At 68.0% G+C, this 14,945-nt stretch carries 15 protein-coding genes; 6 read left to right on the top strand and 9 right to left on the bottom strand.

Translation table 11 applies throughout. The annotated features are described in order from the left end of the window. Nucleotides 1-2 precede the first annotated feature (2 nt). The gene (locus tag AC069I_RS35730) at nt 3-665 is read right to left on the bottom strand and encodes a response regulator transcription factor (RefSeq protein WP_478233314.1); all 663 of its coding nucleotides are present in this window, start codon (nt 663-665) and stop codon (nt 3-5) included. Between the two features lie 182 nt (nt 666-847). Between AC069I_RS35730 and AC069I_RS35725 the strand changes: the two genes are divergently transcribed. Next, complete coding sequence (locus AC069I_RS35725; protein ID WP_478267364.1) at nt 848-1,867, top strand: Acg family FMN-binding oxidoreductase; 1,020 nt, start codon at nt 848-850, stop codon at nt 1,865-1,867. A 231-nt stretch (nt 1,868-2,098) separates the two neighbouring features. Here the strand turns inward: AC069I_RS35725 and AC069I_RS35720 are convergent, their stop codons facing one another. Then, on the bottom strand, nt 2,099-3,886 hold the full coding sequence (locus AC069I_RS35720; protein WP_478224532.1) for a GAF domain-containing sensor histidine kinase: 1,788 nt from the start codon (nt 3,884-3,886) through the stop codon (nt 2,099-2,101). 141 nt (nt 3,887-4,027) lie between these two features. On the opposite strand from AC069I_RS35720, the gene AC069I_RS35715 reads away from it, so the two are divergent. Then, nucleotides 4,028-4,450 carry a pyridoxamine 5'-phosphate oxidase family protein gene (locus AC069I_RS35715; RefSeq protein ID WP_478267363.1) on the top strand — a complete coding sequence of 141 codons (423 nt, stop codon included), beginning with the start codon at nt 4,028-4,030 and terminating at the stop codon, nt 4,448-4,450. Nucleotides 4,451-4,458: 8 nt separating this feature from the next. On the opposite strand, the gene AC069I_RS35710 is transcribed toward AC069I_RS35715, so the two are convergent. The 6 genes from AC069I_RS35710 to AC069I_RS35685 all read right to left on the bottom strand — a co-directional run bounded on the left by AC069I_RS35710 (nt 4,459) and on the right by AC069I_RS35685 (nt 10,815). Then, a complete protein-coding gene (locus tag AC069I_RS35710) occupies nt 4,459-4,794 on the bottom strand; it encodes a cupin domain-containing protein (RefSeq protein WP_478224530.1) in 336 nt (111 codons plus the stop codon). A gap of 93 nt (nt 4,795-4,887) precedes the next feature. Further along, nucleotides 4,888-5,367: a DUF6069 family protein gene (locus AC069I_RS35705; RefSeq protein WP_478224529.1), complete on the bottom strand. Its 480-nt coding sequence runs from the start codon at nt 5,365-5,367 to the stop codon at nt 4,888-4,890. A gap of 795 nt (nt 5,368-6,162) precedes the next feature. Then, complete coding sequence (locus AC069I_RS35700) at nt 6,163-7,083, bottom strand: carbamate kinase (RefSeq protein ID WP_478267362.1); 921 nt, start codon at nt 7,081-7,083, stop codon at nt 6,163-6,165. Between the two features lie 2 nt (nt 7,084-7,085). Next, entirely contained in the window at nt 7,086-8,087 is a 1,002-nt protein-coding gene (argF, locus tag AC069I_RS35695; protein ID WP_478267361.1) for an ornithine carbamoyltransferase, read from the bottom strand. 11 nt (nt 8,088-8,098) lie between these two features. Next, complete coding sequence (locus AC069I_RS35690) at nt 8,099-9,319, bottom strand: arginine deiminase (protein WP_478267360.1); 1,221 nt, start codon at nt 9,317-9,319, stop codon at nt 8,099-8,101. Then, nucleotides 9,316-10,815, bottom strand: coding sequence for an APC family permease (locus tag AC069I_RS35685; protein ID WP_478267359.1), 1,500 nt, complete (start codon nt 10,813-10,815; stop codon nt 9,316-9,318). Before AC069I_RS35685 ends, AC069I_RS35690 begins: the two co-directional genes overlap by 4 nt. Nucleotides 10,816-11,237: 422 nt before the next feature. Between AC069I_RS35685 and AC069I_RS35680 the strand changes: the two genes are divergently transcribed. Further along, nucleotides 11,238-11,837 (top strand): Rv1733c family protein, encoded by a 600-nt coding sequence (locus AC069I_RS35680; RefSeq protein ID WP_478233321.1) that lies wholly within the window; start codon nt 11,238-11,240, stop codon nt 11,835-11,837. A gap of 168 nt (nt 11,838-12,005) precedes the next feature. Further along, nucleotides 12,006-12,269, top strand: coding sequence for a metal-sensitive transcriptional regulator (locus AC069I_RS35675; RefSeq protein WP_340681391.1), 264 nt, complete (start codon nt 12,006-12,008; stop codon nt 12,267-12,269). A gap of 90 nt (nt 12,270-12,359) precedes the next feature. On the opposite strand, the gene AC069I_RS35670 is transcribed toward AC069I_RS35675, so the two are convergent. Continuing rightward, on the bottom strand, nt 12,360-12,521 hold the full coding sequence (locus AC069I_RS35670) for a hypothetical protein (RefSeq protein WP_478224523.1): 162 nt from the start codon (nt 12,519-12,521) through the stop codon (nt 12,360-12,362). 263 nt (nt 12,522-12,784) lie between these two features. On the opposite strand from AC069I_RS35670, the gene AC069I_RS35665 reads away from it, so the two are divergent. Further along, nucleotides 12,785-14,143 carry an MBL fold metallo-hydrolase gene (locus AC069I_RS35665; protein ID WP_478224522.1) on the top strand — a complete coding sequence of 453 codons (1,359 nt, stop codon included), beginning with the start codon at nt 12,785-12,787 and terminating at the stop codon, nt 14,141-14,143. A gap of 10 nt (nt 14,144-14,153) precedes the next feature. Continuing rightward, entirely contained in the window at nt 14,154-14,945 is a 792-nt protein-coding gene (locus tag AC069I_RS35660) for a sulfite exporter TauE/SafE family protein (RefSeq protein ID WP_478267358.1), read from the top strand.

Raw genomic sequence — 14,945 nt, 5'->3', positions numbered from 1 at the left:
ACCTACTGATCGCCGAACAGCGACGGGCCGGAGTTCTTTTTGAGTTCGGTGGCCAGGACCGCGGCTTGTGTGCGGCGTTGGAGGCCGAGTTTGGCGAGGATGCGCGAGACGTAGTTCTTCACGGTTTTTTCGGCGAGGAACATGCGTTCACCGATCTCGCGGTTGGTCAGGCCTTCGCCGATCAGCTCGAAGACCGCGCGTTCCTGTTCGGACATGCCGGTGGTCGGGTCGTCGCGGTCGCGTTCGCGGCGGATGCGGTTCATCAGGGCGGCGGTGGTGCGGCTGTCGAGCAGTGAGCCGCCGGAGGCGATGGTGCGGATGGCGGAGATGAGGTCGTTGCCGAGTACCTGCTTGAGGACGAAGCCGGATGCTCCGGCCATGATCGCGGTGAACAGTGCTTCGTCGTCGGCGTAGGACGTGAGCATCAGGCAGCGCAGGTCCGGCTGAGTGGACAGCAGCTCCCGGCACAGTTCGATGCCGTTACCGTCGGGGAGCCGGACGTCTAGTACCGCGATGTCCGCGTCGCTCTTCGGGATTCGAGTGAGGGCTTCGGAAACCGAGGCCGCTTCACCGGCCACCGTGATATCCGGTTCGTTGCCGAGGAGATCGGCGAGCCCTCGCCGGACGATCTCGTGGTCGTCGACCAGAAACACCTTGGTCGTCATGCCGCTTCCTCCCACTGCGTGGTACCGGCCGCGAATTCGACCGTACTCGTCCGTTCCGCCCGGCGCAGCCGTCACACCGTCGCGGGTCCTTGGTCCTGGTGACCCGAGTCCTCCGAATCTGCTGCCGGTCAGCCGCGGCGGCGCATCGTAGAGGTAAGTGACGTGGGTACGAGAGGACTGAAATGGTCGGACGAAAGCCGGCGGAGCGCTGGTCGCCCGCGGAGCTGGAGGTATTGGCGGGCGCGGTGCTGCGCGCGCCGTCGGTGCACAACATCCAGCCGTGGCGGCTGAACTTCGAGGAAGGCCTGCTCGTCCTGGTCGAGCGCCGGGATCTGGAGCTCCCCGAGCACGACCCGCACGGTCGTGACCGCCTCATGTCGTGTGGTGCCGCGCTGGCCAATCTGGAACTGGCCATCCGGGTGCTCGGCCACCGGACGTACACCGCCGAGTTCCCCGATCCGGACCGGCCCGAAGTGGTGGCCGCCGTCGAACCGAACGGGCTGCTGCCCCCTTCGGTCGCGGAGGTGAACCGCTATTCCGCGATCAAGCGGCGGCACAGTCATCGCCGTCGTTTTTCGGGGCGGTCGCTGACCAGGCACCAGATCGTGGATCTGCGGGACAGTGCGGCGGCCGAAGGTGTCCAGACCAGGCCGATCCTCGACGAGATCGAGCTGACCATGGTCGCGGACCGGCTCGAGTTCGCCGCCGAGGCCTACCGGCACGACCTCGGCTACCAGCGGGAGCTGGCCTTGTGGACCGTCCGCGACCAGGACCAGCGCAACGGCGCCGGCCTGGCCGCGAGCGTGCGATCGGCCGGTTCGCTGCCGTGGGCGGGGCTGGTCCTTGAGTCGACGGCGCTGCCCGATCGTGAGGTTCTCAAGCGCAGGCTGGCCGAGGAGACTTTGCTGGCGTTCGTCACACCAGGTGACACCCGGCACGATCATCTTCGTGCTGGGCGGGCGTTGCAGCTGACCTGGCTCGACGCGGTCCACGAAGGACTCGTCGGCTCGGTCCTGACACAGCCACTGCACCTGCCCGAGGTGCGTGCCGCCCTGACCGAGGACTTGGAGCTCCCCGGTTCCCTCCAGGTGCTCATGCGATTCGGCTATCCCTCGAGTGCCGTCCCGCATTCCCCGCGGCGCTCGATCGACGAACTGCTCGGTACCGGCTTCCGGGGTGGCGAAGCCGGTGGTGGCCGGTGATCACCGGCCCGTGAAGGCCTTCGCTACGTCGCCTGTGTAGCTGCGTTGTAGCGAGGTGACCGGGCCGGCCAGGCTGGTCCATCGAGCGCGCGGCCCGGCTCGGGACGATCGCTTCGACGCGCTCCATGGTCAAGGCGAACGCCATGACCAGCAGCGGGGTCAGCAGCGCCATCCACATGATCGGTGAGGTACCCGGTACGGCTCGGGCTCAACCCGTCGTTGGCCGGGAAGCTAATTGTTCGAGCCCGGCCCCGTCTGGTCACCGTGGGGCAGCGGCACCGTCCAGTTCAGGATCGTGCCCTGGCCGGGAGCACTGTCGATCCTGAGGGTGCCGCCGTGTTTCTCCGCGCGGGCGCGGAGGTTGGCCAGGCCGCTACGGCGGGTGGTCTCGCCGAGGCCGTGTCCGTCGTCCTCGACGCGGGCTGTGAGCGTGGTGGGCGTCGCGGAGACCTGCACGGTGGCGGTGGTCGCATGGGCGTGGCGGGCGATGTTCGAGAGGGCTTCGCGGACGACCGCGGAAAGATCTACCGCGAGCCGGGTCGGCACGAGAGTGTCGAGCGGGCCGTCAAGCCGCAGAACGGGGGTGAAGCCGAGCGAGTCGGTGGTGGTGCGGACGATCTCGGAGAGCGCCCGGCGCAAGCTGTGCTCGGCTTCCCCGCCCGCTCCCATCGGGGCGTGCAGATCGAAGATGGTGCCGCGGATCTCGCTGACGACCCGATCGAGTTTGCGCACGACCGTCAGCAGACGATCTCTCTGGCCGGAGTCGATGGCCGAGGCGAGGTTGCTCAGGGACAGGCCGGTGGCGAAGACCTCTTGGATGACGTGATCGTGAAGGTCGCGGGCGATGCGATCGCGCTCCTCGAGAAGTTGCAGCTCCTCGGAGTACGCACGGTGCTGTGCGAGTTGCTGGGCCAACGCGGCCTGGGACGCGAAGGCCGCGAGCATCTCGAGGTCGCGTTCGTGGAAGCCGCGACGGCCAGGAGCATTGGCCACGACCAGCACGCCGGTCGGTGGCCGGTCAGGGGCCATCAGCGGGGCGACCATGCCGGGCCCGGCCTTGCCCGCCCATGTCTCGTCGGACAAGGGACCGCGCTCGTCTTTGCCCAAGTTCTCACTGAGGAGCGGTTGTGAGCCGGTCATTGCCAGCTCGCACAAGGAGTTCTCGGTGTCCAACCGCCGGCCGACCAAACCCTCCACATCGTCCTCGCCGGCGGCCGCCTGCACCGTGAGCACGTTGGTTTCGTCCGCCGGGAGCATGACGGCGGCGAGATCGGCGCGGGCGACCTCGTGGGCTTTGGCGGCGATCAGGCGCAACACGTCTCCGGTTTCGGTACCCGCGAGCAGGGCGGCGGTGATCTCGGCGCTCGAGCGTTGCCACGCGGCACGGCGCTGGGCTTCCTCGTAGAGATGCGCGTTGTCGATGGCCACGGCGGCGAACCCGGCGAGCGAGAGCAGAAGCTGCTCGTCGTCGGCGCTGAATTCGTCCTCGTCCTGCTTGTCGGCCAGGTAGAGGTTTCCGAACGCCTGGCCGCGGACGAGCAGAGGTACTCCGAGAAAGGACCGCATCGGCGGGTGGCCGGGTGGGAAGCCCGCCGATGCGGGATGAGTGGACAGGTCGGTGAGGCGGATCGGGCGGGGTTCGGTGATGAGCAGGCCGAGGATCCCCTGGCCGTGGGGCGGTTGCCCGATCCGGGCGGCGCGCTGATCGTCGAGGCCGCTGTAAACGAACTCGTCCACCGTTCCGTCCGGTCCGAGTACGCCCAGCGCCGCGTAGCGGGCGTTGACCAGATCCTTCGCCGCGTCGACGACATGACCCAGCACCCGCGACAGGTCGACGTGGGAGGCCACGACATGACTGGCCCGCAACAAGGACCGTAGGCGCTCCTGGGTGTCACGGACGGTGCGGGCGTGCTCCAGCAGAACGTCGATCGCCTGGTCGAGTTTCAGCCGGCCGGTGTCGGGGAACTGAAGCGGGTCGGCTGTTCTCCACCGCAGAGAGTGCGTTTTCCATTCAATCACGCCTGCCCGCTTCGGAGCTGCGACTGACAGCACGGTCATGGCCGATGGACCTCGCAGACCGGGACGTCCGGCCCTGACCGGTGGGCGAACCGGTGGTCATGCTCGAAAGTGCTTGTTCTTCAACGTCTTCAGGGAGTCATCGTGGCGGATCGACAACAGCTCGAGGTCCTGGACCGCGAGCAGTGCCTTGCCCTTCTGCGGACAGTGCGGGTGGGGCGTCTGGTCTTCGTCGAAGACGCCGTGCCGGCGGTGCAGCCGGTCAACTTCCGGTTGAAGCGGGACCACGTCGTGATCCGGGTGGCCGGCGGGGCGAAACTGGCCGCCGCGACCGGCAACACCGTGGTGGCCTTCCAGGCCGACGAACTCGATCCCGAGCTGCGGACCGGATGGAGTGTGACCGTCGTCGGCCACGCGAACCTGATCACGGAAGTCACCGAGCTTGTGGACGTGTCCGGAACATGGCTGGCGCCTTGGGTCGACGGTCGCCGCGACCATTTCGTCCGGATCGAGGTGGAGAAGGTGACCGGACGACGTCTGCACACGCCGGTGACCACCACCGCTTGACCGGACGCTCAGTGGAGCGCGACGGTGAGCAGGACGGCGCTGTCGAGGAACGCCGCCAGGCTGTGCCGCTCGGGTGGGAGGGCGGTCAGCTGACCGCGGCCGAGGAGCCAGTCGTGGTCGTGGGTGCTCAGGCGAACGCTTCCGGTGATGACGTGCAGTGTGGCGGCCGGGGGCGAGTCGTGCTCCGCCAGTTCGGCGCTCTCGGCCAGCGCGATGAGGGTGACCCGTTGGGAGTTGCCTGCCACCAGGGTCCTGGCGGCACGCCGTGAGTGGTGTTCGCGGGCTTGCTGGAGCAGTTCGGCTGCCAGGACGCCGACGTCCGCGACCTCGGGACGGCCGCTCATCGCTGTTCCTGTTCGCTCGGTGTCATGGTGTTTCTCCTTCTCCTGTGCGGCGGCCCGTCCCGGGATGAAAGGTGGATCGCCGCTGACCGTGGGTCAGGGTGATTCGTGTTCGAACGATCCGGTCGTCCGCCGGGGGCGGATGGCCGAACCGGCGACGCCGGACAGCGTGATCGTGATGGCGAGCCCGATGGCCAGGTTGATGATCGCCGTCGCGAGCCGCGCGTCCAGTGCGGCACCCAGGCTGAGCGGGATCACGACGGAGATCGCGGTGAAAAGCACCATGATCCAGCCGAAGAACCTCCGGGGCTTCGGTGCCGTGAGCAGAAGAAGATGCAGCAGAGCGGTCGCCGCGAGTGCGATGGCCGCCGACGCGAGGGAGTAGGTGAGGGTGCTTGCCCCACCCCACGCACCTTCGCGGCTGGGTGCCAGCACGGCGACTTTGACCAGGCCGCGCGCGATCAGGATCCCGACGATCGCGGTCAGGCCGGCGGTCACCGCCGTCGCGGCCCCGCCCGCCCACAGCCTTGCTCCGTTGACAGTAGGTCGATCCTCTTCCTCGAAGTCGTTGTCCATGGTGAAACCTTGCTCGTCGGCTCCGCCGTGCAGAAGGGGCAGAGGAACCCCGTTGGCGGGACCAACGGCCTGCGTGCCCGGATGCTTCCGTGCGCCGCCGCGCATGCGTTCCGGCTGCTCACCGGCTCAGCCCTCGTCACCGGCTTCATGGCCGAGAGGTGGTCTCCGCGGTGTGGTTGTGAACTGTCCGACGGAAGCCGGCCGTGTCCTGAGTGTCCACAAGGGACGTACTCGGGCGGGCGAGCGGCCGGATGATGCCTGTCTGCACGGTTCCTGCCGGGTCGTGAGTGGCGATTCGGGTTATGGGGGGTAAGTCAAACGTGGCGTGCCGGAGTCGGCGGCAGGGGCGGGACTCGCCGAAGAGATACCTCCTGACTGTCCATAAGGGGCATTTTCCGAGGTGTCGGTGCCCGAGTTGAGCGATTTGTGCGGTTTGGCGAGGGGTCGTGAGTGGCAAAGAGGGTTAGAACCCCAATGTCGCGTAGCTTAAGTTGATCTTGGGCGAGGTTGACGGGTGAGGTGAAGGCTCCCCTGGTCGTGGGTCGGGTTGGTCGTGAGTGGCGTTTCGGGTTCTAACCCGAAACGCCACTCACGACCCCCTCGTGAAATCGCTCATCCGGGCATCAATCAGACATTGAGTCAGCGAAAGTGTCCCTTGTGGACACTCAGGGTGCAGCTGACTGCCGCCTCCCTGCCTTGACCCAGCGAAGGCCTTCACCGCAGAGGCTCGGTCACGCCACCTTCGACCTACCCCTCGATGGCAAGGTGTCAGTCGAGGCTTGAGTGGCCCACCGCTCACGCCTTGCCGCCGGGTGTGATGACGGTGCCTTCGGTGCCCCGCAGCATCGCGGCGGGTGAGTCGAGGGCGCCGATGGCGGCTGTGTTGCCGGTGAGTTCGACGAAACGGCAGGCGGCGTCGACCTTCGGGCCCATCGAACCGGCCGGGAAATCGCGGGACCGCAGCCGTGCCGGAGTGGTGTGGTGGATCGGAGTGGCGTGCGGGGTGCCGTAGTCGTCGATGACCGCGGGTACGTCGGTCAGCAGCAGTAGCGCGTCGGCGTCCAGGGATTCGGCGAGCAGGGCGGCGGTCTGGTCCTTGTCGATGACGGCTTCGACACCCCGCAACCGTCCGGTGTGTTCGTCCCGTACCACGGGAACACCGCCCCCGCCGGCGCAGACCACGATCGTTCCGGCCTCGGCGAGCGCGCGGATCACCGGGGTCTCCACCACGCGTTGCGGTCTTGGCGAAGGAACGACCCTGCGCCAGGACGGGCCGTCCTGGCGGACAGTCCAGTCACGTTCGGCGGCCAGCGAGGCGGCCTGCTCCTCGGCGTAGACCGGGCCGACGAACTTGGTGGGATCGCCGAACGCGGGATCGGCGACGGAGACGAGCGTCTGCGTCATCAGCGTGGCGACCTGCTTACCGGGCACGACGTTCCGCAGCGCCTGGCCGAGCAGGTAGCCGATCATGCCCTGGGTCTGCGCGCCGAGGACGTCGAGTGGGTACGGCCGGGTCAGGGCGGGGTCCGCCGCGCTTTCCAGGGCCAGCATCCCCACCTGGGGGCCGTTGCCGTGGGTGAGCACGACTTCGTGCTCGGTGGCGAGTTCCGCGAGGGCCTCGGCGGCGGCGAGCACGTTGACCTGCTGGAGGTCGGCGTCCGGCCGTTCACCGCGGCGCAGCAGGGCATTGCCGCCCAGCGCGACGAGAATCCGCATGGTCAGCTCCCCAGCGTGGCGACCAGGATCGCCTTGATGGTGTGCATCCGGTTCTCCGCCTGTTCGAACACCAGCGACGCCGGGGATTCGAAGACTTCGTCGGTGACCTCGACACCGTCCAGCCCGAATTCCTTGAACGCTTCGGCTCCCACCTCGGTCTCGCGGTCGTGCAGTGCGGGCAGGCAGTGCAGGAACCGGACGCCGGGATTGCCGGTGGCGCTGAGCGTCTTGGCCGTGACCTGATACGGCGCCAGCAGCTCGACCCGGGCGTGCCAGGTGCCGGCGGGTTCGCCCATGGACACCCAGACATCTGTGTAGACGAAGTCCGCGCCCGTCACGGCCTCCTCGACGTCGTCGGTGACGGTGATCCGGGCCCCGCTGGCCGCGCCTTCGGCCAGACAGGCCGCCAAGTGCTCCTCATCGGGCCAGAGCGCGCGGGGTCCGGCCAGCCGGACGTCCATGCCGAGTTTGGCACCCATCGCGAGCAGGGAACGGGCGACGTTGTTCCGGGTATCGCCGAGGTAGCAGAAAGCGATCTCCGGCAAGGGCTTCGTGCTGTGCTCGCGCATGGTGAACACGTCGCACAGTGATTGCGTGGGGTGGCTCGTCGCGGTGAGTCCATTGTAGACGGGTACGCCGGAGTGCCGGGCCAGTTCTTCGACGGTGGCCTGCTCGTGGCCGCGGTACTCGATCCCGTCGTACATGCGGCCGAGCACGCGAGCGGTGTCACGGGCGGATTCCTTGTGTCCCAGGTGGGCGTCCTGGGGGCCGAGGTAGGTCGTGGTCGCTCCTTCCTCGGCGGCGGCGACCTCGAACGCGCATCGGGTCCGGGTGGAGGCCTTCTCGAAGATGAGCGCCAAATGCTTGCCCACCAGCCGGTTCTGCGCGATTCCGGCGTAGGCCGCGGACTTGAGCTGGGCGGCGAGGTCGAGCAGGAAGACGAGTTCTTCCTTGGTGAAGTCGAGTTCGGTGAGGTAGCTGCGGTTACGCAGGTTGAAGGCCATTTCGGATCCGTTCAGCTCGGGTCGCGGTCGATCGGGCAGGTCATGCAGCGCGGGCCGCCACGGCCGCGTCCCAGTTCGCTTCCGGCGATGGTGACGACTTCGATGCCGTGTTTGCGCAGCATGGTGTTGGTGGCGACGTTGCGTTCGTAGCCGAGGACGACCCCCGGTGCGACGGCGAGGTAGTTCGTACCGTCGTCCCATTGCTCCCGCTCGGCGGCCCGGATGTCCTCGTCGGTGCTGAGCAGGGTGACCTCGTGGACTTTCAGGACTTCGGCGAGGGTGTGCCAGAGGCTGTCGTTGGCGTTCACGCTCAGCGTGGAGGGCTCTTCGCCCGCGGTGATGGTCCAGCTGCGGGCGCCGCGGTCGAAGTAGGGGTAGACCACGAAGGTGGCGCGGTCGACCATACTCATCACCGTGTCCAGATGCATCGTGGCGTGCGAGTGCGGAAGCTCCACGGCGACCACGGTGTGTGCCTGTCCGGACGAGAACAGCGCCTTGGCGAGGATCTCCACGGCCATGGGCGTGGTGCGCTCTCCCATGCCGATGAGGACGGCGCCCTCGCCGAGGACGTGCACGTCACCGCCTTCGATCGTGGCCGGCTGGTGGCTGACGTCGTCGTCACCGTAGTAGGTGTGGAAGCCGGCCCCGGCGAACATCGGATGGTGGCGGTAGATGGCCCGGGTGTGCAGGGATTCGCGTTGCCGGGCCGGTTTCGCCATCGGGTTGATCGAGACACCGCGGTACACCCAGCAGGAATCGTCACGCTGGAACAGGTGATTGGGCAACGGCGGGAGGACGAAGTCGTCGGCGGCGAGGGTGTCCCATCGGAGACTCCGCGCTCGCAGCGGGGAAAGGTCGGCTTTGAGGACTCCGCCCACCAGATACTCGGCCAGGTTCTCGCCGTCGAGGTCGTCGAACAGGGCCCGCAGCGGCGCGACCAGCGCCGGGCCGAGGATTTCGGGGGTGCACACCCGATCCAGCACGAACGTCCGGCCCTCGGGCAGCGCGAGCGTTTCCGCCAGCAACTGACCGTAGTAGTGCACGCGGACGCCCTTGTCCCGCAGGGCTTCGGCGAACGCGTCGTGCTCCTGTTTCGCCTGCTTGGCCCAGAGGACGTCGTCGAAGAGCAGATCGCCGATGTTGCGTGGGGTCAACCGGGTGAGCTCGAGTCCGGGACGGTGCACGATGGCCTGCCGCAACCGGCCGACCTCCGAATGAACGGCGAAAGTCATGACTGCTCCTGCGTTTCGGACGGCGGTGGGGAAGCGTTCTTGGCGCTTGCGCCGTTGTTCCCTTTCGGGGAGAGGAAATATGGGCTGTCCGCGGGGTAGCGGATAGGGGTGACGGGGGTTTCGCCGTACTCCTTGCGCTGGGATTTCATCCAGACGTAGACGGGAATACCGAGGAAGAAGGCGAACACTCCGTAGTACACCGCCTGGTAACCGCTGCCTGCCAGTGCCCAGAAGCTGAAGAGCAACGCGAAGGCAGTCACGACCAGATCGCGGATCAAATGCGGCCAGTTCAGCGCGCGACCCTGGACGATGAGCCAGTAGAGATGCGCGGCGGCGGAGTACAGGTAAGGGATCACCGCGGTGAACACACCCAGCAGCACCACGTTGGTGAATACGGACTGGAAGTTCCAGTAGCCGAAAGCCGTGAGCACCGACGCCAGCACGGTGGCGGCCACGATGCCGAAGACCGGGATCTCCTTCTTGCTCAGCTTGGCGAACTGGGTCGGGAACAGCCCGTCACGGGCGGCGGCCATCGGCATCTCGGCGCAGATCAACGTCCAGCCGTTCAGGCAGCCGAGCCCGGAGACGATCGCCACCACGGCCATGGCCTGCCCGGCCCAGTTCGCCCCGAAGATGGCGGTGGCCGAATCGGAGAACGGTGAAGTGGAGTCGACCAGCGCCTGCTGTCCGACCGTGCCGAACACCGTGACGGTCCCCAGGACGTAGACGACGGCGCAGACGAGGGTGCCGAGCACGGTCGCCCGGGACACGTTGCGCCGCGGGTCGCGGACGCGTCCGGCGGCCACCGAGGCGGTCTCCAGGCCGAGGTAGCTGAACAGGGCGATCGCGGCCGCCGCGGAGACGGCGCCCACCCACGACAGTCCGCTGGGATTGAACGAACCGAGGTTTTCGGCCTTGACGAAGAACAAACCGATGGTCGCCATGAACACCAGCGGCACGAATTTGAGGATCGTGGTGACGATCTGGAACCACGCGAGGTTCCGGACGCCGGAGATGTTGATCGCGGCGGGCAGCCACAGACCGACCAGCGCGATGGCGATCGACCACCACGGGTTGTGATCCTTGTTGACGAACACTTCCACGTACCCGACCCAGGCGACCGCGATACCGGCGTTGCCCACCCAGGCGGTCAGCCAATAGGACCAGGCGGTGACGAAGCCGCCGAAGTCACCGAAGGCGTCCCGTGCGTACAAGTACGGCCCGCCCGAGCCCGGCACGCGTTTGTTGAGCCAACCGAACACCGAGCCCAGAGCCAAGGCGCCGATCGTGACCAAGGCGAAGGCCAAGAGACTCGACAAGCCGTACGGGGCCAAGGACGAGGGAAGGGCGAACACGCCCGTTCCGATGATCGAACCGACCACCAGCGCCGTCGCGGCCGGCAAGCCGAACCGGTTCGAGAACTCCTTGCCGCCCGCCGGGGCCTCGGCGCCTGGCTCGGCTCCGTCGAGGTCTCCGGGTTGTTCCTGCTGTGCCATCGGTCTTTCCGATCTTCCGTCCGTAAGCCCACTTACCTGAGGCAAAGGTGGCGTGTGACGTCGAGTGCCCCCGTTTCCGCAGCCCCGCGGCAGGACCGTGTGTATTTCGCTGCGTTGGATGACACAAGCTCGGCACAGTCAGCCAGCCAAGGCCTCGGCGATCCGGATCGCCACTCACGGCGAACCCGGCCGATATGACACCTTCGCCTTTCCCTCCAATAGAGGATCTACGTCCGGCGCGGCAGTGCCATGGGGCTTAGGTCCGCGGTCGATGGGCCTAAGGGCCGGATCGGACGGTGGCATGCCGAAGGTCCCGGTTCGCAGGGGTCCACAGCCACTCCCGTGTGCTCCCTCAGGGAGAGAGGCTGGAAGCCAGGCGTCGACATTCGTTCCTGGATCGGCCCCTGACCGAGGAGAGAATCATGCGAGCACAGCCGGGAATCGCCACGGCGGTGTGGCGGCGGCTTCATGTCGGCCGGAACCCGCTTGCCCGGCCGTCGGATCGGCTGGAGGCCGCGCTGGTGATCGGTGTGGTCCTGGTCGCCCTGTTGGTGATCCCGTTCGCCGTGGCAGTGGGGTCCGAGGCCTACGACGCCGGGTTGCGGCGAGCGGGTGAGCAGGCCGCGAACCGGCACGAGTCGACTGCGATGCTGGTGGCCGACGCGCCGCCCGCGCAGGTCCGGTTCGATGGAGTGCCCGTCGAAGAGACGGTGAAGGCGCATGCTCGCTGGACGGTCCCCGGCGGGCCTGTCCGGGAGGGTGTGGTCACCGTGGACCCCGGCTTGACCACCGGCAACGAAATACGGATCTGGCTCGACGCGAAGGGTAACGCGGTCGAGGCGCCCGCGACGCCCGCTGACGTGGCCGGCCAGGGGGTCGGCGTCGGCGTCGCCTTCTGGATCGTGTGCGTGATGCTGCTTACGGGCTTCTTTCTCGCCGGTCGTTCGATGCTGGGTCGCCTGCGCGGTGCCGCGTGGGAGCGGGAATGGCGGCGGGTGTCGGAAACCTGGACCGCGGCGTGAGGGGAACGGAGTTGTCGCGTCGGCCCTCGTCCTGTTGTCTCCCCGAGCCCGAGCCGGATCATTCAAGACCGCGGTTCCCGGCGGGCAAGGAGAGCTGGCCCCGACCGCGCGCCGCCGAACACCGCACACGCGTTCCAGGTACCCTGGGGGGTACCTGAGGAGGTCGGTGTGGAGCTGAACCAAGATGTCGTCGCGGACGTGCGCAAGCGGCTGCGGCGGGCGCAAGGGCAGGTCGGTGGCCTGATCCAGATGATGGACGACGGACGAGACTGCCGGGAGGTCATCACCCAGCTCGCCGCGGTTTCCCGTGCGCTGGACCGGGCGGGTTTCCGGTTGATCGCCAGCGGGTTGGAGCAGTGCCTCGCCGATGACTCCGTGCAAGGGGCCGCCGATCGCGAGGAGCTCGAAAAGCTGTTCATGACCCTGGCCTGAGGGTCCGGGCCGGCCGCGGGCGGACTCGGCGCGACACCGAGACGCCCGCGTCGCGCCGAGTGGGACGAACCGCCGTCGTCGCCCGGGATTTCAGCGACGGCGGAACAGTCGCCACGGCTTCCGTGCGGGCTGCTCGGTGGCGCAGGAACAGCGCTGGGCTGCGGGCACATCGCCCAGTACCTGCTCGACGTGGTTGCCGCAGCCCCGATAGGACGGCTTTCCGCATTTCGGACAGACGATTCGCTGGCACATTCGGTGTTCCTCCAAGGGGCTCACGACAAGGCCTTTGCGGCCACTATACCCCCAGGGGTACCTGTGTACGCCTGCCGCGGTCCGGATGAGCCGTCGGCGGTGGAGTGGGGACCATGGTCTCTGGAGATGTGTCCTCGGTGCTGCGACGCTGTCTCGATGGGGCGAATCACCTTCTGTCGCAGTGCCTTTTAAGGTGTCCGGCGAAGTGCCGGCCGATGCGCTACACTGGAGGTTAGATACCCCCGGGGGTATAAGGAGGCTTTATGATCGAGATCATCGCCATCGACACTCCGAGCCTCGGAGACCGCAGTTACCTCGTCGAGGACGGCGAGACGGCGTTCGTGGTCGACCCGCAGCGCGACATCGACCGGGTGACGGACCTGGCGCAAGTGCGTGGGTTGCGGATCACGGACGTGTTCGAGACCCATATCCACAACGACTACGTGACCGGCGGGCTCGCTTTGGCCCGTGTGACCGGCGCGGCCTACCACGTGAACGCCGCGGACAAGGTGTCCTTCGAACGCGCGTCGATCGAGGACGGGGACGTGGTGGAAGTCGGGCCACACATGCGCGTACGGGCGCTGGCGACACCAGGGCACACCTTCACGCACCTGTCCTACGTGCTGGAGGCGCCTGGACGGGTCCCGGCGGTGTTCACCGGCGGTTCGCTGCTGTACGGCTCCACGGGCCGTCCCGACCTGCTCGGCCCCGCCCACACCGATGAGCTGGTGAAGCGGCAGTACGCGTCGGCTCATCGGCTGGCCGAGATCCTGCCGGATGACGCCGAGATCTACCCGACGCACGGTTTCGGCAGTTTCTGCTCGGCCACGCAGTCCGACGCGGATCGGTCGACGATCGGTCGGGAGAAGCGGATCAACCCGGTCCTGACGCAGCAGGAGCGCGACTACGTGGACAGCCTGCTCGCCGGGCTGGACGCCTACCCGGCTTACTACGCTCATATGGGACCGGCGAACAGCGCCGGCCCGGGCCTCCCCGACCTCGCCGCACCGAAGACCGCCGATCCGGCCGAGTTGCGTTCGCGCATCGAGGCAGGGGAGTGGGTAGTGGACCTGCGGTCGCGGACCGCGTTCGCGGCAGGGCACGTGGCAGGCACGCTGAACTTCGGTGCCGACGGCAATTTCGCCACCTATCTGGGGTGGCTGATCCCCTGGGGTACGCCGCTGTCCCTGCTCGGCGACACCGCGGAGCAGGTCGCCGGCGCGCAGCGCGAACTGGTCCGGATCGGAATCGATCGTGTCGAAGCCGCGGCCACCGGCACGCCCGAAGCGTGGTCGGGCGCCGCGCCGCTCGGGTCGTTCCACCGAGCGGATTTCGGTGAGCTGGCCATGGTCCGTCACCATCGGCCGGTGACCGTTCTCGATGTCCGGCGCAACCTGGAATGGGCGCGGAACCACATCGACGGTGCCGTGCACATCCCGCTGCACGACCTGCTGGGTCGTCTCGGTGAGGTGCCTTCCGGAGAGGTGTGGGTGCATTGTCAGGCCGGCTACCGCGCGTCGATCGCGGCCTCCGTCCTCGCCGCGGCCGGGCGCCGGGTCGTCGCGGTGGATGACGAGTTCGACCGGGCGGCCCTGGCAGGGCTTGCCATGGCCACCGGCTGAGGCGGCCACCATGATGATCCTGGCGGCGGCGTTCGGCCTGATCATCGGCGCCGCCCTGGGCCTGCTCGGCGCGGGCGGCTCCATCCTCGCCATCCCCGCACTGGTCTATGGGGTCGGCCTCCCGCTGTCCGCGGCGATCCCGACGTCGTTGCTGGTCGTCACGGTGTCCGCGGCCGGGGGCTTGGTGGGGCGGTGGCGGTCGAAGGTGATCCGCTGGCCGGTGGCGCTGGTCTTCGCCACTGCCAGTGTCCCGGCCGCGTTCGCCGGCACCGCGCTGGGGAAACTGCTGCCCGACCGCTGGCTGCTGGTCGCGTTCGCCGTGCTCATGGCGGTGGTAGCGGTACGGATGCTCACCGCCGCGTCAGAGCGCGACGGCGCCTGCCGGACCAGTGCGGGCGGGGTGAACTGGCGAAGTTGCGTGCCCAAGGCCCTCGCCGTCGGCGCGGTCGTCGGGGTGCTGACCGGATTGTTCGGGGTCGGCGGCGGATTCGTCATCGTCCCCGCCCTGACCATGCTGCTCGGCCTCACCGCGCCGGAAGCGGTCGCGACCTCACTGGTCGTCATCGTGCTCACCTCACTGGGCGGGCTGGCCGCCCACGCCGCCACGATGCCGGATCTGCCCTACGACATCGCCGCGGTATTCGCCGCGGTGGCCCTCTTGGCGTCATTGGTGGCCGGGAAGGTCGGCGACCGGCTCCCGGAGCGGACCGTCCGGCGGACGTTCGCCTACGTGATCCTCGTGGTCGCCGCCGGAGTCGCGGCCGCGGCCGTGTTCGCCCCAGCCGCCCTGCGCGGCGGCTGA

The organism is Amycolatopsis sp. NPDC043885, from assembly GCF_056435685.1.
The sequence above is the reverse complement of the archived record's forward strand: the minus strand, read 5'-3'. Positions and strand labels throughout refer to the sequence as shown.